At 54.7% G+C, this 24,215-nt stretch carries 20 protein-coding genes; 9 read left to right on the forward strand and 11 right to left on the reverse strand.

All coding sequences use genetic code 11. From position 1 onward, the window contains the following. Positions 1 to 45: 45 nt before the first annotated feature. The 3 genes from VFO10_RS07920 to VFO10_RS07930 form a co-directional block, all read right to left on the reverse strand. The gene (locus VFO10_RS07920; RefSeq protein ID WP_325138800.1) at positions 46 to 696 is read right to left on the reverse strand and encodes a hypothetical protein; all 651 of its coding nucleotides are present in this window, start codon (positions 694 to 696) and stop codon (positions 46 to 48) included. A 153-nt stretch (positions 697 to 849) separates the two neighbouring features. Then, positions 850 to 1,389: a hypothetical protein gene (locus VFO10_RS07925; protein ID WP_325138802.1), complete on the reverse strand. Its 540-nt coding sequence runs from the start codon at positions 1,387 to 1,389 to the stop codon at positions 850 to 852. After that, on the reverse strand, positions 1,334 to 2,470 hold the full coding sequence (locus tag VFO10_RS07930) for a hypothetical protein (RefSeq protein ID WP_325138804.1): 1,137 nt from the start codon (positions 2,468 to 2,470) through the stop codon (positions 1,334 to 1,336). Before VFO10_RS07930 ends, VFO10_RS07925 begins: the two co-directional genes overlap by 56 nt. Before the next feature lie 234 nt (positions 2,471 to 2,704). Here VFO10_RS07930 and VFO10_RS07935 point away from each other — a divergent pair, with 234 nt between their 5' ends. Continuing rightward, a complete protein-coding gene (locus VFO10_RS07935; protein ID WP_325138806.1) occupies positions 2,705 to 3,433 on the forward strand; it encodes an FHA domain-containing protein in 729 nt (242 codons plus the stop codon). Positions 3,434 to 3,436: 3 nt separating this feature from the next. On the opposite strand, the gene VFO10_RS07940 is transcribed toward VFO10_RS07935, so the two are convergent. Further along, the gene (locus VFO10_RS07940) at positions 3,437 to 5,380 is read right to left on the reverse strand and encodes a sensor histidine kinase (RefSeq protein ID WP_325138808.1); all 1,944 of its coding nucleotides are present in this window, start codon (positions 5,378 to 5,380) and stop codon (positions 3,437 to 3,439) included. Between the two features lie 270 nt (positions 5,381 to 5,650). Here VFO10_RS07940 and VFO10_RS07945 point away from each other — a divergent pair, with 270 nt between their 5' ends. Together VFO10_RS07945 and VFO10_RS07950 are read left to right on the forward strand one after the other, a co-directional pair. After that, entirely contained in the window at positions 5,651 to 7,441 is a 1,791-nt protein-coding gene (locus tag VFO10_RS07945) for an alpha/beta fold hydrolase (RefSeq protein ID WP_325138809.1), read from the forward strand. Then, a complete protein-coding gene (locus VFO10_RS07950; RefSeq protein ID WP_325138811.1) occupies positions 7,438 to 9,159 on the forward strand; it encodes a GMC oxidoreductase in 1,722 nt (573 codons plus the stop codon). Before VFO10_RS07945 ends, VFO10_RS07950 begins: the two co-directional genes overlap by 4 nt. Here the strand turns inward: VFO10_RS07950 and VFO10_RS07955 are convergent. Continuing rightward, complete coding sequence (locus VFO10_RS07955; protein WP_325138812.1) at positions 9,156 to 10,565, reverse strand: hypothetical protein; 1,410 nt, start codon at positions 10,563 to 10,565, stop codon at positions 9,156 to 9,158. The genes VFO10_RS07950 and VFO10_RS07955 overlap by 4 nt on opposite strands. A gap of 277 nt (positions 10,566 to 10,842) precedes the next feature. Here VFO10_RS07955 and VFO10_RS07960 point away from each other — a divergent pair, with 277 nt between their 5' ends. Continuing rightward, positions 10,843 to 12,564 (forward strand): HAMP domain-containing sensor histidine kinase, encoded by a 1,722-nt coding sequence (locus tag VFO10_RS07960; RefSeq protein ID WP_325138814.1) that lies wholly within the window; start codon positions 10,843 to 10,845, stop codon positions 12,562 to 12,564. Here VFO10_RS07960 and VFO10_RS07965 read toward each other — a convergent pair. From VFO10_RS07965 to VFO10_RS07980, 4 genes are all read right to left on the reverse strand, one after another. Continuing rightward, on the reverse strand, positions 12,467 to 13,480 hold the full coding sequence (locus VFO10_RS07965) for a YcaO-like family protein (protein ID WP_325138816.1): 1,014 nt from the start codon (positions 13,478 to 13,480) through the stop codon (positions 12,467 to 12,469). The genes VFO10_RS07960 and VFO10_RS07965 overlap by 98 nt on opposite strands. Next, a complete protein-coding gene (locus VFO10_RS07970) occupies positions 13,464 to 14,138 on the reverse strand; it encodes a hypothetical protein (RefSeq protein ID WP_325138818.1) in 675 nt (224 codons plus the stop codon). The genes VFO10_RS07965 and VFO10_RS07970 overlap by 17 nt, the downstream gene beginning before the upstream one ends. A gap of 143 nt (positions 14,139 to 14,281) precedes the next feature. Beyond that, the gene (locus tag VFO10_RS07975; protein ID WP_325138820.1) at positions 14,282 to 14,953 is read right to left on the reverse strand and encodes a GNAT family N-acetyltransferase; all 672 of its coding nucleotides are present in this window, start codon (positions 14,951 to 14,953) and stop codon (positions 14,282 to 14,284) included. A 202-nt stretch (positions 14,954 to 15,155) separates the two neighbouring features. Next, a complete protein-coding gene (locus tag VFO10_RS07980; RefSeq protein WP_325138821.1) occupies positions 15,156 to 15,470 on the reverse strand; it encodes a DUF1820 family protein in 315 nt (104 codons plus the stop codon). A gap of 129 nt (positions 15,471 to 15,599) precedes the next feature. Between VFO10_RS07980 and lysS the strand changes: the two genes are divergently transcribed. From lysS to VFO10_RS08005, 5 genes are all read left to right on the forward strand, one after another. After that, positions 15,600 to 17,189, forward strand: coding sequence for a lysine--tRNA ligase (gene lysS, locus VFO10_RS07985; RefSeq protein WP_325138823.1), 1,590 nt, complete (start codon positions 15,600 to 15,602; stop codon positions 17,187 to 17,189). 30 nt (positions 17,190 to 17,219) lie between these two features. Beyond that, positions 17,220 to 17,708, forward strand: coding sequence for an LEA type 2 family protein (locus VFO10_RS07990; RefSeq protein ID WP_325138825.1), 489 nt, complete (start codon positions 17,220 to 17,222; stop codon positions 17,706 to 17,708). Positions 17,709 to 17,732: 24 nt separating this feature from the next. Continuing rightward, positions 17,733 to 18,671: a dTDP-4-dehydrorhamnose reductase gene (gene rfbD / locus VFO10_RS07995; RefSeq protein WP_325138827.1), complete on the forward strand. Its 939-nt coding sequence runs from the start codon at positions 17,733 to 17,735 to the stop codon at positions 18,669 to 18,671. A 171-nt stretch (positions 18,672 to 18,842) separates the two neighbouring features. Next, positions 18,843 to 19,739 carry a hypothetical protein gene (locus VFO10_RS08000; RefSeq protein ID WP_325138829.1) on the forward strand — a complete coding sequence of 299 codons (897 nt, stop codon included), beginning with the start codon at positions 18,843 to 18,845 and terminating at the stop codon, positions 19,737 to 19,739. Between the two features lie 60 nt (positions 19,740 to 19,799). Then, on the forward strand, positions 19,800 to 22,517 hold the full coding sequence (locus VFO10_RS08005) for an amidohydrolase family protein (protein ID WP_325138830.1): 2,718 nt from the start codon (positions 19,800 to 19,802) through the stop codon (positions 22,515 to 22,517). Between the two features lie 89 nt (positions 22,518 to 22,606). On the opposite strand, the gene VFO10_RS08010 is transcribed toward VFO10_RS08005, so the two are convergent. Both VFO10_RS08010 and VFO10_RS08015 read right to left on the reverse strand, forming a co-directional pair. Beyond that, positions 22,607 to 22,741: a hypothetical protein gene (locus tag VFO10_RS08010; protein WP_325138832.1), complete on the reverse strand. Its 135-nt coding sequence runs from the start codon at positions 22,739 to 22,741 to the stop codon at positions 22,607 to 22,609. A 402-nt stretch (positions 22,742 to 23,143) separates the two neighbouring features. Continuing rightward, positions 23,144 to 24,148 carry an NAD(P)-dependent alcohol dehydrogenase gene (locus VFO10_RS08015; RefSeq protein WP_325138834.1) on the reverse strand — a complete coding sequence of 335 codons (1,005 nt, stop codon included), beginning with the start codon at positions 24,146 to 24,148 and terminating at the stop codon, positions 23,144 to 23,146. Between the last annotated feature and the right edge of the window lie 67 nt (positions 24,149 to 24,215).

Consider the following 24,215-nt stretch of genomic DNA (forward strand, 5'->3'; position numbering starts at 1 on the left):
GCCCAATGAAAAAAACCGTCTTTTCGCTTGCAAAGCGAATAGTCGTTACCGTGGGCTATGACACAGGACTCCCGCTGGACACCTGCTCCATAACGCCCAGTGTCTCTGGAATGAAAGAGGCAATGGAATTTCCTGAGTATCTAAAAAAGTGTTCTTCTGCAGGGGCAATGAAATGAGGTGGAGCGAGCGCTCACCCTCAAGATACAATACGTTGCGATACATCGGTTGTGTTTTTAGATAGCCCGAAGACTTTGAATAAAAAGTCTGATCTGGAGTGCCTCCAGATAAATCTTTGAAGTCAAGATACTGCTTTCGCCCATCGTTTGAAACCCTGGAAGCCAGCGCTTCCTGCTGACTCCAGTCGATGCGATAAACATCATTGCAGTCTTTGGGTTTTGCGGGTTCACTGTAATTTACGTAAAAGAGTTCTCCCGTTGGTGCAAGTTCTGGCCTTCTGATCCAGCATCCTTTTGGATCTTTATAAATAGCTGTTTTGTTTGTGTTCCAGTCAATGCGGAAGACGTATTCAGCAAAGGAAACATAATAGTACTGCTTATCCGAAGAAATCGAGAACTCGAGGCCTGGGTGCTGTGTGTAGCGAAGGTCTTCTGGCAGTGGAATGATTTGCTTTTTTTCGAGACTAATCATGTCGATGAACGTTAGGAATAGAAGGATGATGATCAAGTTGCCTGGCATAGCGTCTGGCCTTTTTAAAGGTTCAACACAAGCGGATAGCTGATTTTAAGTGGGAGTGCAAGTGGCGCTGGAAAGGGTAGTCAAAATATAAAAAAGGCCTGAATCCCTAAAAAGGGATCAGGCCTGATTTTATATAAGCAAGAAACGAAGGACTTATTTTACCCGATACAGTGTAAACGAGTCTCCAGCTTCAGCTCCCGTCGGAGATCCAAAGGAGCCTGAGAAAGATACAGTCGAAGGAACCGTACCGCCAGTAGCTGGGTTCGCAACCTCCTCAACTTCCAAGGTCCCAGTCAGCAGAACAAATCCGGTGCCAGAGCCTGGGGCCTTGGCTACAACGGTGCGAGAATATGTTTCAACGCCCGGTTGAGTCTGTGGCTTACAGACTCCTCGAACTTTCATCTCGCTGGTTTTATCGCCAACTTTCCGAATCAGATTGCCAGTTGCTGTGTAATAGTCACTGGATTTTCCACATGGCTCAGCGTTAAGTGCGTTAAGCTGCGAAGAAGGAGTCAGTGCCATGTACTCAACTCTAAGAGTCATGTCTGCAGTATCAGCAGCCATCTCCATAGGCAGTGCTTTATTTGCACCGATAGGCAGAGGCAAAGTACCATCCGCTTGTACGGCAACGCTGAAACTAAGCGCCAAACTGCTGAGCAGCGCCAGCTTCCTCAGGTGATTCATGTACTTCATAATTGGGCCTCCGTTCGATATCTTGGTCGATCTTGTGTTGAGACTGGTCTCGTCCAGCCAGTTTATAGCCTTGTCTGCCCGAAAGCAAACAGAGAGGTTGGTTCTCATAGGGTTCAATCAATGCCCGTATACGACGTGCAAGGTCAAAAATACGTGGGTCATGGGTTCTAGGCTTATACTCTTCTTCCGGCCACAACCGTGATGCAATATCAGCCTTGCTTACAAAGCTGCCACGACTAAACAGCAGCTCCAGGAAGTCATAGATAAGCGGCTTATCATGCAGGGCAACCCATTTCCCTTGAACGCAGATGCGGCGCAAGTCGGGATCCATCTGGAGCGAACAACTCAAGGAGTAATCGAGGTCCTTGAATTTTTCATTCACCAAATAGGTCAGGTACGTGCATTCCTCGGGATCCAGATAGCAATCGAGCAAATCCAGACTGACTTCAAGCGCATCGTACTTCGCCAGATCCTTGTACATGCAGGCCATACCATAGAGGCTTTTGATTATGAAGTAATTCCATTGCCGCGATGTTGATTCTTTAATCACCGCCTGGAAAAACTTCTTCGCCAAGGAGGTATCCTGCTGAAAGATATAAGAGACGTTGGCCCGAAGCAGATAAAGACTGAGACGCTGGTCGACGCTGACCAGATCCTCAAGCTCTTCCATCTCACGCACCAGACGGCCGATGTCCTGGGTTTTTTTCAGGGAATAATAGACGTTCGCAAGGCCAAGCAAAGCCTTGAAGTAATCCTTCACCGTCTCGCTGCGATCGGCGAGCAGACGGAAGAGCCTTTCGGCCATCTCATATTCCTGATCCACATAGGCAAGGCGAGCCGTTGTGTAAAGATAGGAATCGGACTGCTTTTGATGATACTGCGTCAGCTCGCGAAGCAAAGCCCGCGATTCAGCGACCTTGTGCATTTCCCAAAGAGCCTGGGACTTATAGAGCTGCAGCGTGAAGAAGTCATCAACCGACGGGTTATTCTGGCAGCTCAGATCCACGGATTGGCTGACGCGCTTGAATTGGCACTGATAGTAGAGATCCTTGATTTCAGCGATGCTAGCATTCCAGTCCATGGCTACGTCATCCTTCAAGTGCTCGTGGTGGCTACATAAGACACTAAGCACAGAACAAGCCACGCTATGGAGGCCTTGTGGAATCTGAAGAAGACCCGATTCAAGCGGGTTACAGGACCACGGGAGCCCGCCCAGCACGAGTGACAGGTTTACTTTTGATACCAAAAAGCTCAGTTCTACTGGTATAGGCCAAGTCATTTAGGTATCATTATCGGTAGACCATACGAGGAAGACATGACGACCAAAGGGAAATCGGACAAAGACAAGCGCGGCGTCCTCGTCTGTATTTCTGGCAAGAGTCAAAATGAGCTGGTGAAACTCCGCCGGGATAATACCATTTTCGGGCGCGAGAAGGCCGATATCATTGTGTCTGACGCCGAGGTGTCGGCCACGCACTGCCAGATTCAGTGCATTGAAGATTCCTATCATATCTTCGATATGAACAGCAGCAACGGGACCTTCGTCAACGGCCAGCGCATCGTGAAGGCCAAACTCAAGGAAGGCGATGTCATTGAAATCGGCAAAACGGTCTTTCGTTTTGCGCTAGAGGATGAAAAGAACGTTCGCCACATTCCCACGCTCTTCAGTTCCACGAAAAAACAGGATCGCAGCAACAGCCTCGTGGATACCTTGATAGAGAAGGAACTCAAGCAAGCGCATAAGGTTCACCTGGAAATCATCGTGCAGTATGGCAACGGCAGCCGCGAGACGATCCACCTGCACCAGAAGGTCGCCTATATCGGCCGCGCCTCCAGTTTTGGGCATTTTGATCAGGATTCGGAAATTTCCAGGAAACATATGATGATTAAGCTCAATGACACCGGCGAAGTCTTCGTCGAGGATCAGGGCTCGACCAACGGGTCGTTTCTGAACGGCCAGAAGATGACCGGCATGCACCGCGTGCAGCCCACCGATGAGGTGCGCGTCGGACGCTGTATTCTACGTATTATTGCCAAGAGTTGAATCTCAGGTCTTCGGCAGAGCCACATCACTCGTTGCAATGCGCAGGCGTATTTCGATGGTCGTGCCGTGCTGCACCGAACCGGTCTGCTGCTCGACCGAATCGATATGAATGCTGCCCCCGAACATTTCCAGGAAGGTCTTCACCAGAGGCATTCCAAAGCCTGTGCCCGACTCGTTATTGGTTCCGCGCCGCGAGATATTGGCCTTGGGATCGAAGAGCAGGTTCAGTATATCCCGCGGCATGCCTATGCCCGTATCCCGAATCGTAATCACCGCGAAATTATCAATGCGTTCGGCATCCAGCGTCACCGATCCACCTTCCGAGGTGAATTTGATGGCATTGGACACAAGGTTATTGAAGATCTCGTGGGTCAGAGATGTGCTGTCGGCCAGCACCAGGATATCATTGCTTTCCTCGATAAAGCGCCAGGACAGTTTCACGCCCTTTTCAATGGCCTTGGTCTGAAAGAAGAAGTCGATATCCTCGAAGACCTTGCGCAGGGAGCAGGGCTTCAGCTCGAAAGCCAGCTTGCCGGAACGGAAGGCTTCATAGCGGCGAACCTGGTTGATGATCCCTTCGATGGAATCCGACGCCCGCTTCACCCGCTCCCACTGCTTCAATTCATCAGGCTTCAGCTGACTGCGGCGCGAGGCCAGGAAGAAGACCGTCTTGATAATCGAGATGGGATTACTGATATCATGGCAAACCATGCGCAGAAGATGCTGAAGGTTATCCCGTTCGCGAGCCTTCATCTCCGCTTCAATGCGGCTTTGCTGAATTTCCTTGATGCGGAGCGCCAGGGCGATCGACATCAGGACCATCTCCAGCATATTGCCCATCAAAGGCGAGACGGCGACCCAGGTGGTTTTGCTGATGACGCCGACGTTGCCGAGCACCCACACGGCCACGCTGCTGGCCAAAGATCCCCAACCGATCAGGAAAACGACAGCGGTGCGGTCGCCATGACGAATGGCGGTCACAGCGCCCAGAAAGACGAAAAAGAGCGAGAAGAGATCGAAGAGGCTCACATAGCGGGAGAAGGAAAAACCCCAGGGCGTCATGAGGAGAAGCGCCAGACCCACAGCCAGGCACACGACGCTCAGGATCAGCTTATCGAGCTTCGGGGCAATGCGGGCGAGGTTCAGAAAACTGCGGGTATAAAGCATGGCCGCGATCGCGGGCAGACAGATCACAAGATGCGCATCCCGCGTGCTGGCAAGCGGCCAGGGAAAGCCCCACATCTCGGCGTAACCGCCCTGGACAATGGCGTTGAGCAGCATGGCGCTCGAAAAGAACACGTACATCAGATAATCTTTGTAGCGAATGAAGATGAAGAGGCAAAGGTTATAGACGAGCAGCGCGAAAAGGCAGCCGTAGTAAGCATAGAAGATCGAATTTTCCAGCGTGGCCTGATCCAGATGGTGCTGATCGTCGAGCACGATGAAGTTGATGGCGAGCTGCAGATCACTGCGAATGCGGAAGTAGACCGTGAGATCCTGGTCGCGAGGCAGCTCGAAGCGCCCAAACGGCATTCGTGTATACGGATCACGGGGATGATGCAGAGTGCCTATATTTTTAGCTGCGATCTGTGAGTCGCCCTGCCAGATGAAGACTTCAAAGAGATAAAAATCCGGCCGCAGGGAGCCCAAAATCCATTGCAGGCGCTCGCTTTCATTCCGGATCGAGACTTTGAACCAAATGGTGCTGCGGGTGAAGCCAAAGCTGCTTTTGTGCAGATCGGAGACCGGAATAAACGATCCTGCCTGATCTATATTGCGTATGTCCTCGACCGAAAAGCGGCCTTCCTTATCTTCGAAGGCGCTCACGAACGGGACCAGATCATAGCGCCCCTGTGCTGGAGACAACACGAGGGTATTGGCTGACAAGGGTTTCATCCACCCAAGGAGCAGCCAGACTATGATCCCAATGGAGCGGCCGGAGAGCATAAAAGATTCCCATTGATTCTGATGAGTTCTCGGTTTTTGCATGGAAAAGTTAAGTCGGTCAAGGCCCAGCTGCTAAAGCGGTGTTTCCCGTACTTCTTCTTTGTCCCGAATTTTCTTCGGAATAGCGTCCTTTCTCGTTTATCGAATAAGGGGGGGCGGTGTGATTTTATGTAGCTGAACTTATTGCCCGGCGCGGGTTCTGTCCGGATTTTGCAAAAATTGTTTATAATAAAAACCACGGACGAACGAAGACCCTTCTTTCGAAAAAGGATGGCTATGACAAGCGCGCCTGTTTCTCTCGCATTTACTGAAGACATGCACGGATACTGTGATTTCAGCGGAGCCACGCAGGACTTTGGTCGTGATGAGCAGCAGTGCTACGAGTCGGCCTTTCAGAAGGGCCAGTCCCAGGGACGCGCCGTCAAATTCCGGTTGACGATCCAGATTCCCGACATCGATCGTTTTGTGAAAGATCCCTCGCTGAAGGCCGAGGCCATTGGCAAAGTCGAAGCGGATGCGGCGGGCGGTGATCTTCAGGTGGAAAAAGGGACCTTCAACCTCTTCGTGCAGCCGGCTCCTGATCAGGCGAGCACCATCGCGCGCGAGATGCATTACACGCTTTACCTAAGAAACAAAAAGGGCGAACCCTGGACGTTTTATGGCTATAAGACAGTGCGTGACGGCGCCATGGCGGAAGTCTGGAACCAGACCACGACGCTCTATACAAGGCTCTGGAAAGGGCATTCCGACAAGGCCCCGGATCAGGTCGCAGCCCAGGGCATCCTGCATCTGACGGCCGAAGACTTCGCGCGTCAGCTGACGACTTTCAAAAGTTCCGGGCGCACCATCCTGGAACGCGCCCGTGCGCTCACGCTCTTTGGTGGTGAATTCCTAGGCAATCTCTGGACCTCGTATGCTCCTGGCTTCATGCAGTCCGAACCTGAACTCTGGTCGAAGGTGGCGATTCCCGTGCACACCGAGCGCGGTGTCAGCGACGCGACGATCACGCATCACGCCTTTGATACGAGGGATGGTTTGACCCTTGATTTGCAGCGTTTTCATCGCAAGGCCGGTGACGACGTCGTGGTGCTCCTGCATGGGCTTACCACGTCGACCGACATGTTCATCATGCCGGAACATCAGAACCTCGTCGATTATCTTCTTGATCATGGCTATGGTGATGTCTGGTCCCTGGACTGGCGCGGCAGCGGGCGCTTCAACTATAACCTGGAGCCGCATCGCTTCACCCTGGATGATGTCGCGGCCTATGATATCCCGCCGGCTCTGGAAAAAATTCGGGCGGCGGTTGGACCCAAGGCGCGCCTTCATATCATCGCCCATTGCGTGGGCGGCATCAGCACCATGCTGAGCATGGCCCTGCAATCCTATCCTGGACTGGCTTCGGTGACCATCAATAGCGTGGGCCTGACGCCGCGCGTGAGCACTTGGTCACGCATGAAGCTGATGTTTGCCCCCTTCCTGGTCGAAAAAGTTCTGCGCTATCCCTATGTAAGTCCTCGCATGCCGCAGTTCCCCGGCTTTGCCCTTGGCAAATGGCTGGTGCCCATACTTGGGCTTTTCCACAGGGAATGCCGCGATCCGGCCTGCCACTTCATTAGCTTCATGTGGGGCTCTGGACATCCCGCAGCCTATCAGCACAGCAATATGAGTGTGCTGACCCATGGGCGACTCGCCGATCTTTTCGGTGGGACATCCATGAACTACTATCGTCACATCAGCAAAATGGTCAAAAGCGGCCACGCCTGTCCTATGAAGGCCGGGGTGCGTGGGGAGCTCACGCTGCCGGCGTCCTATCTGGAGGCGTTCTGCCAGAAAAAGCAGCCGCGCCTGCTTCTCATCAGCGGTCGCGAAAATCATATATTCCCAGGAGCCAATCGCGCGCTTTATGAAGAGCTTCGCAAAAAAGCTTCGAACCTGCCGGTCCAGTACTGGGAAATCCCTGGGTATGGTCATCAGGATATTTTCATGGGGCAGCACGCCGCGCGCGATGTCTTCCCCGGCATTCTCAAGTTTCTGCAAGGGCAGGAGGCATCCGTATGAAATTTGATGCTGAAGCCCTGGTCATCGGTTCCGGTTTCGGTGGTGGAGTCCTGGCCTGTCGGCTTGCCAGGAAATGGCCGCAGGACGTGATGGTGGTGGAGCGTGGCAAACGCTATGGTTTTGGGGCTTTCCCGCGTTCGCCGCATGATATGGCCAATAACTTTTTCGTGCAAAGAGAGGATGGTCATCGCCGTCCGCGGTTTGTACCGAAGGAGTCCACCAATGGACTCTTTGATATCCGAAGCTATGATCATATTGATGTCGTGCAGGCGGCCGGGCTTGGTGGTGGTTCCCTAATCTATGCGAACGTCTGGTTGGAACCGCCCGAGGCCATCTTTGATGAACGCTGGCCTGCCAGCTGCAAAAAAAAGGATCTGGAACCCTATTATGCCGTCACCAAAAAAGTGCTCGGAGCGCGAACGATTCCAACTGCGGAAAATGATCCGCGCCGGAACATGACGCGCACCCAATATTTTTCCAAGGCGGCCAAGGCCCTTGGCAGAAAATCCGAGCTGGTGCCGCTTATGGTCTACTTCGGCAAGGATCCGGCCAGGCCGCTGGATCCCGGCCTTCAGGAAACCAATCGCTATGGGGCTCTGCAAAGCTCTTGCAATTACTGCGCAGAATGCGACGTCGGCTGCAATATCCAGGCGAAAAATTCCACCGATCGCAACTACCTGCATGTCGCCGAGCATAAATACGGGGCGCGTATCCTGACCGAACATGAGGCCCAGAGCATTGCACCTTTGAATGCCTCAGGGCATGTGGATCCCACGGCGGATGGGCAGTTCGGTTATGAGGTTTTGGTGCGGGATCTGACCAACGGCAACGTGCGGCCCTTCCGCGTGCGCCGCGTGGTGGCCTCGGCAGGGACACTGGGGACCAATGAGCTTCTTCTGAAGTGCCGCGATAGGATGAAAACGCTGCCTAAAATCAGCCCGTACCTTGGTCATGGTTTTTCCGGCAACGGCGATTTCCTCTCGTTCATCGTCGATGCAGATCGACCGGCGAATCCGAATTATGGGCCTGTGATCACCCAGCGCATCGACTTCAACCTCTTCGAGAATTTTGATAAGGAACGCGCCTTCATCATGGAGGACGCCTCCTATCCCAATATCCTCGCCTGGTTTATCGAAGGACAAAAACCGGCTATTTTCAAGGTCAAAGCCTTCTGGCGAGGCCTGGTCGAGATGATCCGCACCTGGATCAAACATCCCACCCTCGGCCGCCGCGTGGGGGGCATACTCAACCGTTTTTTAAGCAACGATCTTTCGTATAAAACCAGCGTGCATCTTTGCATGGGGCTCGATAAGAGCGATGGCCGCATGGAACTCGATTCCTTTGGGAAGCTCGCAATACACTGGCCAACTCAGAACAGTCGCAAACTCTATGACGCCATCGACCAATCAGTCCGGCAATTCAAAAAGGTGGTGAACGGGCGGATCATGTTTCACATGCCCACCTGGAGCTGGCCGATGCGCCGCAACGTGACCGTGCATCCTCTGGGAGGCTGCCGCCTTGCGCCGACCGCTCAGCAGGGTGTGACGAGCAGCCAGCCGGAAAGCTTCGGGGCGGTTCATCACTATCGCAATCTTTATGTGGCCGATGGCAGTCTTTTCCCGACCGCGGTCGGGGCCAACCCCTCGGCAACGATTGCGGCTTTGGCGGAACGCGTGGCGCAGGGTATTACAGGTGAAATGCCGAGCGATGATCTCTAGTCGCCGGCGACCTGGTCGGCCGGATTCGGAGCTGTCACACGAAGAGCCTGGGTTAGATTGCAGATGTGGGCTTTGCAGATGTAAGGACCGGATGAGCCTGTTTCCGGGCTCTCGATGACCTTCACATAAAGCGGCCCGCCCAGTTTTTCCTGAAAGCGCGGGCTGACGATTTTAATCAGGGAGTAGGGCCCGATGCGGGTCATCGTGCGGATATTGAACTGCAGGTAATCGGCCTTCAGAAGCTCGGCGCTCATATGCAGCTGGGCAAAGGAATAGGCATGATCGGCCGGTGGAAACGAGGCCTGCTTGTCATTCGAATTGGGTCGCCTCTGCGCCAGACCCGCAAGGTATTCCCTCTCGATCAGATCGGACAGATTCACCGGCACGTGCTTCAAGGTCCAGGTTCGCCGCGGCGCATTGCTGTTCTTGGCCGTCGGGCTTTCCTTGCCGCCGATATTCACGATGCAGGCATGCTCGGGCAGATAGCGGAGCAGCTCATAGAAATTCCGCTTGGCATCACCATGGGTCAGTCGATCCTCGACAAAGACCAGATCCGGGCTGAAGTACTTCGGTTCATAAATCAGGCTTTGTTTCTGCAGCGCGGTGTGCACCTCATACTTCCGCTTATCGAGATACTTCAGAAGCGTCGTGCGCAGGGCCGGCGATTGGATGGCCAGGAATATTTTCGGCCGCTGCCCAAGGTCCACCCGGTGCAGCGTATCGAGCGTATCAATGATCTTCTGCGGATCCGCGTTGATCACGGCGTCCTGATACCAGCTGGCAATGATCGCCTCGGAAAACCTGTAGGTAAGGTTGGTCTGCTGCTTCTGCTGCACCTGGACGTTGATCGTCTCAAGCCCAAGCGAACGCGCGAAACCGCCTTCCATCTTGAGGCTGTCACCCACCCGCGGGCAGCTCCTCGTTTCCATCCAGACCTGCTGCGCTCCAACCCACACAAGGCGGGCGGGGACCATGATGTCGACCGGCTCGCCGACGACATCCAGATCCTTATGAAGCGAGAGTATGGATTCCACGCCCGAAGTCGCAAATTCAAAGCGCTGCAGCCATTCATGATCTTCCAGATCCGCGGGGATGATGTCGCGGAAGCCCTCGTTCATCGCCGCATCCATCAGCGCGAAGTCATTTCGGGAGTTGGAAACGAGAAGCCGGGCCGCATTGATGTCGGGTATGTTGGCGAAGGCATGCGCGTAGCTGATGGCCTCAACGCTCGGCCACTCGTCGCCCAGAATCAGGATCTGAGCACGCTTGACGCAGATTTCCTTGATCAAGGTTTCGAAATTTTCGAAAAAGAAAACCTGGTAGCCAATGTCATCGAGTATGCTGGCACGTCGATGATGTTGATCATCAACGGCAGGCAGCAGCCAATAGACACTGGAACGCTTCATTTCGACTCCTTAAGGGAGATGACCGAGTTGGCATCGGCAGTTGATCCCGCGAAACTGAGGGAAATTTTCGGTAAAACTATGGCAACCATCCAACAAGTCCCCTGGACGAACGACTGTTTTTGACGTATTTTTTCAGCTTGCCAAGACCTTGACTTCGATTGCGAAATCCAAGCTTTGGATGTTTCAATGTGCGTTCGAATCGAAGTCCCCGGTATTGGCGGTTAAACAGGTCAAGCAGGCCCTCCCAGAGACCCGGCCATTCAGGAGCTTCTTCGCTATGCAACGTGACACCGTCATGGTCGATCCCAAAGTTAATATCGCTATGTCACTTGTAATGATTCCGATGCTTATCGTTTTCTTCCGGCCTACCTTCCTGGAGCTGCTTGGTTTTTTCGTGATTGATTTTGGTTTGCTTTTTGTCCTTTACCCTTTTGATGTCAAAACTTTTCATCGGTACTTTCCCAAGACGCGACATTTTTTTCCGCAGCCCAGGCTCACACTCTTCGCGATGAATGATATCGAAGAGCGGCTGACGATCTATAAAGCTATGGCTGAATTCCCTTGGCAGCGAGCTTCGTTCGTGATCGCCGTCAGTTTCCTGAAGGTCACTCCATGTTTTATGTATGGTCTCTGGGTATGGGGCGATCGTTACAGTGCCCTCGAAATCATCTTGAAAGGCTTTGCCATCTGTGCCTTCACCTTTTCCTATGGCGCCGGCATGGGCTTTCTCGGATATCACAATCAAGTCAGCGAGACATTGAAGCTCGTGCATCTCAAAAGCAATTGGTCGGATGTGTTCCGCAAGGTCAATCCCTTACCGAATGCCCGCATTTTCCAGAGTTTTGAAATACTCGCCATTATGGGCGTGCTGGTCTTCTGGCTGGGCATGATCTGTTTGATTCCCTTCGATAAGAGCTATTCCCCCTGGTGGTCTTTGGTTCAGATCCTTTATCTCTCGGCTTTTGGCATTTACTTCATCAGTCAGATCTATGTGTCGAGTCGTCGTCAGATCACCAGCGGAATCGAGTCTTTGATCACCTTTCACGGCAGCCAGGGGCAGCCTTTGGATCCGCGCGGCCTGCCGCTCAGCACCTATCCGACCCTGGCCTGGTATCAGAAGACTTTCAACGACATGGTGGAACGCAACGTCGCCTCGGAGCAGGAGATCCACCGCTGGATCCTGCGCAAGGCGGAGGATTCCCGCTACCTGCAGCTCGGCCGCGTGACCGGGCTCTTCATACACGATCTTGCCACGCCCCTCACCATCATGGGTCTTTCCGTTTCCCAGCTGGAAGAAGGCACAGGGGATCAGGCCGTCACGCATCGTTATGTCGAGCGCCTTCGCTTCTGTCTGCAGCAGATCACCGATTTCATCGGCAACCTGCGCCTTTCCATAAGAGACAGCGCCGTCAATGCCCGTCAGGCCTCGCCCTACATCGCGCATCAGGCGGCGCTGCGCATGCTTTCGTATCTTCACGAGCAGGCTGTTTATAAAAAGCTGAAGTTCGAGTGCCAGGTGGATCCCGAGCTGCGGGTGTCCTTTCCCCAGCCTGAACTGAATCAGGTCGTGCAGAATCTTTATTCCAATGCGGTCTCCAACCTTTTGGAGCATAAGGTCGCGAATCCCACCCTCATCATGCAGTTCGACGTTCCCGATTCTGAGCATGTGAACCTGTTCGTGCGGGACAATGGAACGGGGCTTTCGATGCAGAATTTTCATTTCATCACCGAAGAGGCGGATCGACTGCCGGGCAAGGACGGTATTGGGCTGAAGCTCACCAAAAGACTCGTCGAGCTTTACGGGGGCTCCTTGAGCCTTGTGGATTCAGATGCCCAGCAGGGCTCGGCTTTTCTGATAAGGCTGGCGATGGCCCGAGCGCCCGGCCAGGCCCACCCTGTCTTTACACAATTGGGTGAATTAAGAAATCAGCCGGCAGCTTCGGCCATGCCAACGGTTGAAATCGGCCGAATACCAGCGGAAGCGTCCCTGAAATCATAACCCGCACCACCGCGCCGTGCCCAGAGCCGCGAACGGTCAGATCCAAAGCCTGCGCAATCCCGGAACGGCAATGATCCACCGGGAAGCCAGGATGCGAAGCCTCGCCCTGAAGCCATGCCCGAAGCCGGGGCTTGCGTGCGGGATGCAGAAAATAGTCCTGATGAAAGTCGGGCGTCGGACTGAAGTTGGGCTCGTCTTTCGGGGCATCCAAAGGGTCGAGGAACGCAAGGCGCTGCACTGCTTCGCTCAAGGCTTTGATGCCTGCCTCTTCCTCGCTTGCACCGGCCCCGAATCCATAAATCACGGGCATTTCGTCATGAAGCGGCCAGAGGAAAGTGCCGCGCACGAAAACGCTGCCGCAGTCGTGGACGTAGAACGATCCAAAATCATAATGCTGAAAATCAAAAAGCGACGAAAGACTTTGCAGAGCGGCAGGCAGCGGCAGGGTGCAGGCCTGAGGGCGCGAAGCCCCGTACCAGCTGGCCAGAACCATATGCCGTTCCACGATTTCAAAGGCCGCACGTCGCGCGGCATCAGCAAAATTCTCGCCTGATGCGACGCCATTGGATCGTGCGAACTGCATGGTCCTGGGATCATCAGAGCTAGGGAATAGCTGCGATCCGCGAGCGAATCCCGTTTTTTTCCGGCTGACGATGTGAAGCAGCGGCCAGATGCGAGCGGATTGATCCATGGCCTGCACCAGCGCGAGCCTTTCCCGAAGCTCCAGGCGGGCCTTGTCCAGCGGGGATTCTTCCCAGCCGGCCCAGCTGCCGGTCACGATCAGCTGATCGGAGATCCGCTGGCAGGCATAGCCGCGCATGATCAGGGTGCAGTCGCCGATTCGGCGTTGGTCATGCAGATCGTCGATCAAGGTCCAATCAGGCGGAATATCCGCATTTTTAAGCTGCTTTTTCATGGGGTCGCGTCAAAGCCTCACAGAAAAGGGAATAGCGGTCCATGATGCCATCGAGCACCTTGCGATACGCGGCGCAGTGGGCCGAATTCAGTCCCACTTCTTCCGCATCCTTGGCCCACTCGGCGATATGGTGCTGATCGAGTTCCGCGTGTTTGCTGATGATGGTCATCATCCCGGGCGGGATCTTGCTGTTGTTCTCGATGGCCCGGACGCAGGTCGGTCCCGCGAGGACCGTGAAGTATTCCGCATAAAGGATATAAATGAAATATTGGAAGGGATCGCGCAGGATCATGGCCTCATTGCTGGCCACCAGCACCTGCATTTCGGAAACGATCCCGATCTGGTCCTGGGTGATGGGAAAACGCTTTCTGAGAGCGGCGACATCCTCGATGCCCCACTGGTCATGCCCCACTTCCTCGCGGAATTTTTCTTCGAAATAATGGGCCAGCGGCTCGTGACCCTGCGCTCTGGCAGTCGTCGCGGCCAGCGTCAGATGCTCGGGCGTATGCGCCGTCAGGAAACTGACGTTCTGCAGGAAGCAGGCGAGTTCCGCTGCTGTCAGCGTTCCGTTGAAGATCCGCTGATAGAAACTGTTTGTTCGCTTCAGCGTTTTGAAATAGTCCTGAATGTGTTGGGTCAGATTCTGATAGATAAGCATCGGGCCATCCTTCCTGAAAGGAGGGACCTGCTCCGACGAGCGGAGCAGGTTTCAATCAACTTAGAAAGTCGACAAAGCGTATTTCTTTTTCATTTTCGACTCCTGACTTGGGTATGAAAGCTGGGGACCATCCCCATTTTAGGTCATTTTTTACGATCAGAACGCTGCGTGCCGGCAATATCGCTGGACGCCGTCATCGAGAACAAGCGGGCGCATTGCTCGCGATCCGCTTCGTGAAGATAGCGGGTCATGTGCAAAAGCACGCCCCAGCGCTCGGAATAGCCGAGGGAGCTGACCACGCAGCCCATTTTATTCAGCACATGCAGATGATGCTGGTTGCTGGGCGCCACATCCCCTTCGATGCGCCTTACGCCATGGGCCTTCATCACGGTCGCGAGATAGTCGAAAAACAAGGGATAGAGACCGAGGTTTTGATAGTCGGGATGCACGGCGATATTGCGAAAATTATAGCTGCTCCAGTCGAGCAGGGTGCCGACAGCGAGGCCCATCACCCGATTTTTCTGGGCCTGATCCTCGAAGACGAAAAAGTCACCGAGCGCTTCATAATAGCGTTTTTTGGGATCGGCTCCGCCGTTCTCTGCAAAACGCTGCGCCGTGTCGTCCCTTTGATAGACTTCAGGAAAAAGCTTATCCACCAAAGGCCAGGCTTCCTGAGCCGTGATGCGGTCGACAGTGATCGAGGCCGTCAGGGTTTTGGGAAAATGCTGCGACCAATCCAGGCCCCAGACTTTCTGTGCTGGACTCGCCTCGGAATCAGGAACCTTGGAGACCGGAATTTTCTTGAGCTGTGCCATAGTTCTGTCCTCTTATCCACTTGCCTGACAAGGGACCACCTTCGCCGTTCACGCGCAGGAGTTGAGTTAATTTTCGTGAGGCAAATGGAGGCAGGGAAATCGTCACTGTGATCAATAGCATGGCGAAGGGCTGCTGCCATGCCTGTTCGAACTTTTCAGAGGGGTATGGAATGGGAAAACGAATTTTTATGACGCGAGAGCTTCAGTCCTGCTCCGAATGATCGGTGACTTCCTTCAGAAAGGGCAAGGCTTTCACGTCCACGGGCTCGTCATGAATCTCCTCGACAAACAGGATGTTGTGATACGGGATATGCATCGAGATGGTGCTCCGAAAGCGTTTGCTGGCGGCGTCCTCTTCCGGGAGTATGATCATCTTGGTCGCGTCCTTGAAGACGAAGTCGCGGAGACAAACCAAGCCAGGCAGCGTACTCGGCTCGACGTGCCGAACCAGGGCTTCCATCGGCGCGGACTGACTTTTTTCCACAAAACGTACACGGTAAATATGCTCTTTTTTCATCCAAGTCCTCATGGCGTGTCAAGGGCTTCAAGGCGGCGGTCTTGCCCGGTTTTCTCTTGCCTTGAGCCCTTCGTATGCTAAAACTAACCGGTTCCGTTCGTAAACGCATTTCCAGCACGAAGGTAATTCATGAAGCCCCTGACCCCCCATTGGGCCGACCAGGCTGCCGCCCGCGTGGCAGCTGCATGCGGCGACAAAGAATCTTATACCGTGGCGAGTGGTATCACGCCCAGCGGCGTTGTCCACATCGGAAATTTCCGTGAGGTGATCACGGTCGATCTCGTGGCTCGCGCGCTGCGTTCTTTGGGAAAAAAGGTTCGCTTCATTTACAGCTGGGATGATTTCGATACCCTGAGGAAGGTTCCTGTCAACCTGCCCAATCAGGAGATGCTGACGGAAAACCTGCGTCGCCCTATCAGTCGCGTTCCCGATCCTTACGGCGAAGACAAGAGCTACGCCGCGCACAACGAACGCGTTTTTGAAGAGGAATTGAAACAGGTCGGCATCGATCCGGAATTTTTGTATCAGTCTGATCGCTATGGCGCTGGTCTTTATGCCGAGTCCATCAAGGTCGCTTTGGAAAAACGCGATGTGATTCGGGGGATCCTCGATGCCTACCGCGCGGAACCTCTGGGAACCGACTGGCTGCCCACCACGATTTACTGCAGTCAATGCCAGCGCGATCGCATGGATTATGAGCGCTATCCCGGTGGTTATGACTATTCCTACAAGTGTTCCAGCTGCGGTCACGAGGAAACGGTCGACATCAGGAAGACCTCGAATTTGAAACTGAACTGGCGGACCGACTGGCCGATGCGCTGGGCTTTTGAAGGCGTGGACTTCGAGCCGGGTGGCAAGGACCATTCGAGCGACGGCGGTTCCTATGATACCGGCAAGCGCATCGTGAAGGATGTCTGGGGCCGTGAAGCGCCGCAGTATCTGCAGTACGATTTCGTCCTGATCAAAGGCGGAACGGGAAAAATGTCCTCGTCCAAGGGCGAGCTTATCACCCTGTCCGAAGCGATGGCTGTCTATGAGCCGCAGATGGTGCGGTGGATTTTCGCCAACCAAAGACCCAATACCGACTTTTCCATAGCCTTCGACACCGATGTGATCAAGGTCTATGACGAGTTCGACCGCGCCGAACTCTTTGTCCTGCAGCCCATGCCGGACAATCCCGGCAAGTGGCCGGTCATGCGCCGGGCTTATGAACTCTCCTGCCTTGGCACCGATGTCCCGGCTCAGGCTCCTTACCGGGCGCCATTCCGCGAACTCACCGGCCGCCTGCAGCTCTGCGATGGTGATTTTGAGCGGACCTGGGCCGCTTATTACAAGGACAAGGCCGTGACGGCCGCGGACAAGGCGGCATTCCTGAGCCGTTGCCAGCGTGCCTGGAATTGGGTGCAGGATTACGCGCCCGACGAATTCCGCTATTCCATTCACAAGGAGCCGGTCGCCATCCCGATGTCGGATAAGCAGAAGGAAGCCGTGGTCGCCCTGCGTGGTCTTTTGCAAAAAATCGACCTTGGGGCTATCGAAGCGAAGGATTTAAACCAGCGCCTCTATGATGATATCATTCATACGACGGGCTGCGATGGCAAAGAATTTTTCACGGCCGTCTATCAGAAGATCATCGGTCGCGATCAAGGGCCACGCCTGCCGGGTTTCCTGAAGGAACTGGGCAGTGACCGTGTCCTGAAGCTTCTGGCAGACGTCTGAAGCCATCGCTCCACAATCCAGGAGGGGCTGATGTTGGACCGCCGGCGTTTGAGTCTTGTGCTTCTGTTATCAGGTCTGGCTCTGATCGGCGGGTGCACGTATTTCCGGCAAATGATCGGGTGGGTGGCCGAAAAGCCCGAAATCAAACTCGTTCAGGTCGACGTTCAGTCCTTCAGCGTCCATCGCATCGATCTCGTTTTCGTCCTGGATATCGTGAATCCCAACGCCTTCCGGGTGGAAATCGAAAACCTCGATTACCGGGTCCGCGGTCTGGATATGGAACTGGGCAAGGGCCAGCATACGGACGTGATCGTGCTCGAAGCCAAGGAGCACAGCACGGCCCGCCTGCCCTTCGTCATGGACCCTGATGTGGCCCTCAAGCTCATGAAAAAGTATTTGAAGAACCCCAAGGATTTAAAATTAAAACTGTCGGCCAGCCTGCACCTCGGAACAGCGTTTGGCGCGATGGATATGCAGTTTGAAGACGAGAAGACTCTGGTCAAAGGTCTGAACCCATAATATCCGCAGCTGGGCAGGTGAAGCATGATGAAGCGTCCGCGCATATTTCTGACAGGAGCCAATGGGCAGGCAGGCTTTGAAATCTGGCAGGCCCTGGCGCCGATCGCCGAAGTTACCGCCTTCAAAGGCCCCCAGGATCGCGTGGCGGCCGTGCCCGCTGAGACGCTTGATCTTTGCGATGCTGCGGCCTTGGAACAGGCGATCCGTTCGGTCAAACCCGACCTGATCGTGAATCCTGCAGCCTATACCGCGGTGGACAAGGCCGAGAGCGATCAGGAGCGGGCTTTCCTTGTGAACGCCACGGCTCCGGCCATCATCGGCCGCGTGGCGCGTGAGATAGGCGCCGGTGTCGTTCACTTCTCGACCGATTATGTTTATTCGGGCGAGGGCAACAGCCCCTATCATGAAGACGAGCGCATTGCGCCGAATAATGTTTATGGGCAAAGCAAGTGGCAGGGCGAGGCCAATCTTATGGCCAGCGGCGCGGCTTACATTACGCTGCGGACGTCATGGGTTTATGGTGTTTATGGGCACAATTTCGTGAAGACCATGCTGAAGCTCGGCCGTGAAAAGGAAGCGCTCAGAATCGTGAACGATCAATTCGGGGCACCCACCAGCGCACGCACGCTGGCGAACTTCACGCAAAACCTTGTGCAGCTCGGCCGCATTCATGGTTTTCCCGCGACCTTCACCGCGCATCAGGGCGTGTATCACCTCACCGATCGCGGCTGCACGAACTGGCACGCGTTTGCCGAGGAAATCTTCCGGCTGGCCCGCGCTTATGGGGCCAATCTTCAGGTGAAAAAAGTGGATGGCTGTCCAAGTTCGGAATATCCGACACCAGCCAAACGTCCCCATAATTCACGTCTTTCGTTGGCCCGCATCGAGGAAAGCTTTGGCTTTCAGCCCCCGCGTTGGGAGGATGCCCTGGCCGCGATGATGGCCCCGCTCCTGGGCCTCTAATTCATACCAGACGGCGAATTTTGCAGGAATTCGCCCCCCTTTCTTCACGCTTTTTTGCATAGATCGAAAGCGCTGTAACTTACCAAAACCTATAAATAAAATGAGGTTTTTCTCAAGTCCCGGGCCGGGCCTTCCGAGGAGGTATGAAAGCTTTTGCTCGGAGTCTGCCTGATGAATATTCTTTTCGGTCATACTGTGACCAGGCTGCTGGTCAGCGTCGCCCTTTGGGCCGCTACCCCGGCCTGGGCTCGAGATGGTTTGGGCGAAGGCATGTCGGCGTTTCTGACCAGCAAAATGCCCGAAAAACCGTCCTCCCCCATACCGGGTGGCAAGGCCCTGCTCGCCGAATACCGCGATGCACCGATTCCCAAACGTGAAGAAGCTGTGCTGGATGCTCTTTACCGTGGCTACTTTCCTGATTATATGCGGGCATTGAAGCCTATCACCATCCAGGAAAAAGGCCACACGCTGACCTTCTGGGTCACGCCGGATTATGTTTCGATCGGCAATAACGAGGATGCCGTCATCATCCCACTCAGTTTCGTGAGCGCCCGCAAAATCCTGAATAGCTGGGGCTTCGTCATTCCCACGCCGAAGATGGTGGACGCTATCTTTCATCAGGCCGAATGCGTTTTATGGCCACGCATCTTCAAACCCGCAACGGAAATGGTGAGCGTCGCCTGGCTGGAAGCGCACAATGATCTGATCCGCTCGCAGCGCATGCTCGATCTGGATTTCTCGCGACTCGCCGCTGGGCATAAAAAAGATATCGTGCTCTCGCCACGCCTGAGGCATCAGGGAAAAAAGATCGCGATCTATGGCTGGCAGAATATTCGCGCCGGGGAAAACATTCAGCCGCTTTCCACCTGGCACGGCGAACGCTATGTGGATTACAGTCATGGTCTGCGGCTGGTCGGGGCCTGGGGCATGCTTGATGGCAAACTCGTTTCCATGCGTGAAGTCATGGCTGATTCTTCGCTCAGCAGTCTTGTGAGTCATGAAGGTCCCGTGCCTGTGGACGAGATTCTGAATGTCAGCGAACCCATGGTCACAGCCTTACAACCTTGACAAGGGCGGCTGCCGATTGGATAAGAGGGAATCAAACTTCCCTTGCCATGGATGCCGCCTATGCCGCGTACTCTGTTCCGAAAGCTTGGTCTTCTTGGTCTTCTCGCATTGCTGCCTGCCTGCCATTGGAAAAAGAATAAGCACCCAGCGACAGATTCGCCGGACGTCTGGTCCAAGGTCGCTGAGCCTCTTTATCCTGTGGCCAATACCGATGTTCAAAACCTGCCCCGGGTTCTGATTGAAAACGTAAAAATCATGACAGCGGCGGGAAAGACAATCCCTGAAGGTTATGTCCTGATTGAAGCCGGCCAGATTCAGAAAGTGGGCGCGGGCACCATTCCCATCCAGGAGTTCAAGGACGGCCAAAGACTCGATGGTCGCGGCAAAGTTTTGACCCCTGGGATTATTGATATGCATTCGCACATCGGTGTTTATCCTTTGCCCGGGGCCAAGGCTCATCAGGATGGCAACGAAGCGACCGCGCCCACCACACCGGATGTCTGGGCCGAGCATAGCTTCTGGCCGCAGGATCCTTCGATCTGGCGGGCGCTGGCGTCCGGTGTCACCACCATTCACGTTCTGCCAGGTTCGGCGAATCTTATTGGGGGACGTACGGTCACGCTGCATATGAAGCCGGCGACGTCGGTCGCGGCCATGCGTTTTCCCGATGCCCCGCAGGGAATCAAGATGGCCTGCGGAGAAAATCCCAAGCGCACCTATGGTGACAAAAGCGGTCCATCCACGCGCATGGGGAATGTCGCAGGCTATCGCCGTCTTTTTCAGGAAGGCTGGGAATATCGTCAAAGCTGGCTCAATCATGAGCACGCGATGGAACGCTGGAATAAGAGCGGCGACGGGGAACGTCCCATGGCGCCGAAGCGTGATCATGCGCTGGATACCATCGCCAAAATTCTGGATGGCGAGATTCGCGTGCACATCCACTGCTACCGCGCTGATGAAATGTCGATCATGCTCGATCTGGCGAAGACCTATGGTTTTCACATCAGCGCCTTTCATCACGCGCTGGAAGCTTATAAAATTCGCGATCGACTGGTTGCGGAAAAAGTGGCGATTGCCACCTGGGCCGACTGGTGGGGTTTTAAAATGGAGGCCTTTGACGGCATTCCTTTGAATGCTCCGATGCTGCAGGCCGCCGGCGGCATGCCGACCATTCATTCCGATTCCGAGGACGAGATCCGTTATCTGAATCTGGAAGCGGCGAAAGCGCAAAGCGCGGCGCGTGAATTCGGCCTTGAAATGAGTGATGACGATATCCTGCAGTGGATCACGCGCAATCCGGCGATCGTTCTGGGCATTGATAAGAAAGTCGGCACCATCGAGGAAGGGAAGATGGCGGATCTGGTTCTTTGGGATCGTCATCCTTTCTCGGCTTATGCCAAGCCTGATAAGGTTTTTGTGGGGGGCGAACTGCTCTTTGATCGCGCGCCTCAAACATTTCCCCTTGGTGACCTGGAGCGCGGTATTCGCGACTTCGGACTCGGTGATCGTGGGACTCAGGACACGGCTCTGCCCGGTGCCGGCATTCCCGATGCCAAAGCCCAGCCCCCTGTGCCTGCTGAACCCCGCCTTCAGGATAGCTTCGTCATTGAACACGCGACCCTTGAAACCGGCAGCGGGGAACGTCGGACTGATGCCAGCATCTGGGTGGACAAAGGCGTGATTCAAGCCATCGGAGCCCGCAATGCCCCCTTGAGCCTGCCGCGACTCGACGCTCAGGGACGTACGGTCACACCTGGACTTATCGAAGCGCAGACTTCAATGGGCGCTTTGGTGGTGGAACTGGAAGACGACGGGCAGGATCATAATTCAGGCGACGGATTGAATCCCGGCTTTCGCGCCATGGATGGCTGGGACCCCTTTTCCCTGCGTATGCCGATCGCCCGCGAGCAGGGCGTGACGACGATCATTGCAAAGCCCAGCGGCGGCATACTTTCCGGGCAGGGGCGCGCTCTGGATCTTTCCACCCGTGCCGACGCTACGGTGACTCCAGCAGGACCTATCATGTTCGGCTCTTTGATGGGCGGAAAAAATCGCGGGCAGACCTGGCTCAAGCTGCGGGAGGCTTTTGATGATGCCCGTTATTATAAACAGGAAGGCGGTCTGAAGGCTGCGCATTCGCGTGAACTCAGTCTGAAGCCTCTTCATCTGGAAGCGCTTTATGAAGTGATGCAGGGGCGCGTGCCCTTGGTTCTGACCGTGCATCGACTCGCTGATGTCCTGACCGCGATTCAATGGAAAAAGGAAATGGCCGCGCAGGGCTTCCCCCTTCAGCTTATTTTGAGCGGAGCAGGGGAGGCATGGCTGGCCGCCAAGGAACTCGCCGCCGCGAAAATCCCTGTGATCGTGACCCCCTCGAAAGAGATGCCGCGCACCCTCGATGCTTTGCGTGTGCGGGACGATCAGGCGACGCTTCTGATGAATGCAGGCGTTGACGTCATCATCAGCACTGATGATGTCAGGGCCGGACGTTTAAGGCAGGAGGCGGCCCGTGCGGTCGCGTATTCTCTGCCTTACGCGTCGGCGATCGCCGCGATCAGCAGCGTACCGGCTCGGGTTTTTGGATTGAAGGATCGTGGCAGCGTGGAAGTCGGCAAGCGCGCTGATCTTGTGCTTTGGTCGGGCGATCCCTTCGAGCCCCAGACCACGGTGCAGAAAGTCTGGATCGCTGGAAAGGATATGGACCTCAATCATCGGCAAAAAGAACTCGCGCGGGCTTACCTTGCGAAGGCGCCGGTTCCCGTTCCTGCAGTGAAATAAGTTGTGATGGAGTAAAAGAAAGCCGGTTCCAAGGAACCGGCTTTGAAGATGCTTCTATAAAGTTACAGGAACGTGAGAGTTCCGAAGATTCAGGCACCAACGACCATCATGATGGCGACCAGCGTGGCAGCTACAGACAACCCGATGATCAATGTCGCCATTACGCTCTCCGACATGACTTCCATAATGTTGTGCTGTTCGGGTGTGTGTTGGATGGTTTTCATAATGTCTCTTCCTTTATTTAAACTGCGCTGGTCTTTTCTTTCCTGAAGCCGCGCATTATTGAATCCGCTTTCTGCTTCCGAGGACCAGACGACCTCGTCGTCTTTTTATTGCATCAGCATCATCCGCTGACATCTCCAATTTATGCTTTTTTCGGGACGAATCAAGCACGAGAATGCGGAAAATCACTCTGGATGAGCTTCTGGCCAGCCGGTTAACTCGTTAAAATGCTATGAGAAAGTCGGGGAAGATCTTGAATCGCAAGGCTTTAATGGAGTGTTGAAAAACGATTGGCGGATGAGCCAATCGCTTGAAAATTTTTTTGGGGAAGCGTCCTCGAACAGCATTGAATGAGCGGCCAGTTAACACTTTCCCAGGGAAAAAATTGTTAACTGGCTCGCCGGTCAGGCCTTGAGCACCATGCGATAGCGGGCCTTGTTGGAACGGACGCGATCGAGCGCCGCATTGATTTCCGACATCGGCATGACTTCAGTTTTCGCTTCGATTCCATGCCGTGCGGCGAACGCCAGCATCTCGTGAATCTGATGGCGCGAGCCTGTGGGGTTGCCACAGATGGAGCGACGACCGGCGATCAGCCCGAAGGCTCCGATCTGAACCTGCGATTGGGGAACGCCGACGAAACAGAGCTTGCCATCAGGCCTTAGAAGATTCAGATAGGCATTCCAATCGAGGTCGGCATGCACTGTCGAGATGATGAAGTCGAGGGAATTTTTCTGACTTTCCATGGCCGCCTGGTCAACGGAACTCACGAAGTGATGGGCTCCGAATGCGCGTGCTTCCTCGGCTTTGTCCGCGGACGACGAAAACGCTGTCACTTCACAACCCCAGGCCCGGGCAAACTGAAGGGCGAGGTGACCGAGTCCGCCGATGCCGATGACTCCGACTTTCATGCTCGGTGTCACTCCATAAACGCGCAGCGGCGCATAAACGGTAATGCCGCCGCAAAGAAGGGGCGCCGCATTTTCTGATGTGATCTGATCGGGAATGGGGAACGCAAAACGACTGTCCACAGTCAGCGCTTCACCAAAACCACCCTCGCGACCCACGGCGGTCGCCTGGGCTCGTACGCAAAGATTGTCGTCCCCACGCATGCAGAATTCACATTCCATGCACGCGCCACTCGCCCAGCCAATACCCACGCGCTGGCCGGCCTTCAGATGGGTGACAGACGATCCCAGAGCCTCGACGGTGCCGATAACTTCATGACCGGCTACGAGCGGATAGCTGGAGAAGCCCCAGTCATTATCAACGAGGTGAACGTCGCTGTGACATACTCCGCAGTGGCTGATCTTGACGCGAACGTCATGGGGTCCGAGCGGCTTTTCCTGGTAAGTATAGGGAACCAGAGGGGATTTTGCTTGAATAGCGGCATACGCTTTGATTGTCATGGAACTCTCCTGAGAGTTTACGTGTTCCGACAATATATAGCGTAAAATTAAATTGTTTAATGCTCAT

This window comes from Oligoflexus sp. (assembly GCF_035712445.1).
Classification (GTDB): domain Bacteria; phylum Bdellovibrionota_B; class Oligoflexia; order Oligoflexales; family Oligoflexaceae; genus Oligoflexus.

What these genes read in the sequence shown, in the direction of transcription:
- VFO10_RS07920 (WP_325138800.1), bottom strand. Translation starts at nt 696, where the DNA reads ATGCCAGGCAACTTGATCATCATCCTTCTATTCCTAACGTTCATCGAC.
- VFO10_RS07925 (WP_325138802.1), bottom strand. Translation starts at nt 1,389, where the DNA reads ATGAAGTACATGAATCACCTGAGGAAGCTGGCGCTGCTCAGCAGTTTG.
- VFO10_RS07930 (WP_325138804.1), bottom strand. Translation starts at nt 2,470, where the DNA reads ATGGACTGGAATGCTAGCATCGCTGAAATCAAGGATCTCTACTATCAG.
- VFO10_RS07935 (WP_325138806.1), top strand. Translation starts at nt 2,705, where the DNA reads ATGACGACCAAAGGGAAATCGGACAAAGACAAGCGCGGCGTCCTCGTC.
- VFO10_RS07940 (WP_325138808.1), bottom strand. Translation starts at nt 5,380, where the DNA reads ATGCTCTCCGGCCGCTCCATTGGGATCATAGTCTGGCTGCTCCTTGGG.
- VFO10_RS07945 (WP_325138809.1), top strand. Translation starts at nt 5,651, where the DNA reads ATGGCTATGACAAGCGCGCCTGTTTCTCTCGCATTTACTGAAGACATG.
- VFO10_RS07950 (WP_325138811.1), top strand. Translation starts at nt 7,438, where the DNA reads ATGAAATTTGATGCTGAAGCCCTGGTCATCGGTTCCGGTTTCGGTGGT.
- VFO10_RS07955 (WP_325138812.1), bottom strand. Translation starts at nt 10,565, where the DNA reads ATGAAGCGTTCCAGTGTCTATTGGCTGCTGCCTGCCGTTGATGATCAA.
- VFO10_RS07960 (WP_325138814.1), top strand. Translation starts at nt 10,843, where the DNA reads ATGCAACGTGACACCGTCATGGTCGATCCCAAAGTTAATATCGCTATG.
- VFO10_RS07965 (WP_325138816.1), bottom strand. Translation starts at nt 13,480, where the DNA reads ATGAAAAAGCAGCTTAAAAATGCGGATATTCCGCCTGATTGGACCTTG.
- VFO10_RS07970 (WP_325138818.1), bottom strand. Translation starts at nt 14,138, where the DNA reads ATGCTTATCTATCAGAATCTGACCCAACACATTCAGGACTATTTCAAA.
- VFO10_RS07975 (WP_325138820.1), bottom strand. Translation starts at nt 14,953, where the DNA reads ATGGCACAGCTCAAGAAAATTCCGGTCTCCAAGGTTCCTGATTCCGAG.
- VFO10_RS07980 (WP_325138821.1), bottom strand. Translation starts at nt 15,470, where the DNA reads ATGAAAAAAGAGCATATTTACCGTGTACGTTTTGTGGAAAAAAGTCAG.
- lysS (WP_325138823.1), top strand. Translation starts at nt 15,600, where the DNA reads ATGAAGCCCCTGACCCCCCATTGGGCCGACCAGGCTGCCGCCCGCGTG.
- VFO10_RS07990 (WP_325138825.1), top strand. Translation starts at nt 17,220, where the DNA reads ATGTTGGACCGCCGGCGTTTGAGTCTTGTGCTTCTGTTATCAGGTCTG.
- rfbD (WP_325138827.1), top strand. Translation starts at nt 17,733, where the DNA reads ATGATGAAGCGTCCGCGCATATTTCTGACAGGAGCCAATGGGCAGGCA.
- VFO10_RS08000 (WP_325138829.1), top strand. Translation starts at nt 18,843, where the DNA reads ATGAATATTCTTTTCGGTCATACTGTGACCAGGCTGCTGGTCAGCGTC.
- VFO10_RS08005 (WP_325138830.1), top strand. Translation starts at nt 19,800, where the DNA reads ATGCCGCGTACTCTGTTCCGAAAGCTTGGTCTTCTTGGTCTTCTCGCA.
- VFO10_RS08010 (WP_325138832.1), bottom strand. Translation starts at nt 22,741, where the DNA reads ATGAAAACCATCCAACACACACCCGAACAGCACAACATTATGGAAGTC.
- VFO10_RS08015 (WP_325138834.1), bottom strand. Translation starts at nt 24,148, where the DNA reads ATGACAATCAAAGCGTATGCCGCTATTCAAGCAAAATCCCCTCTGGTT.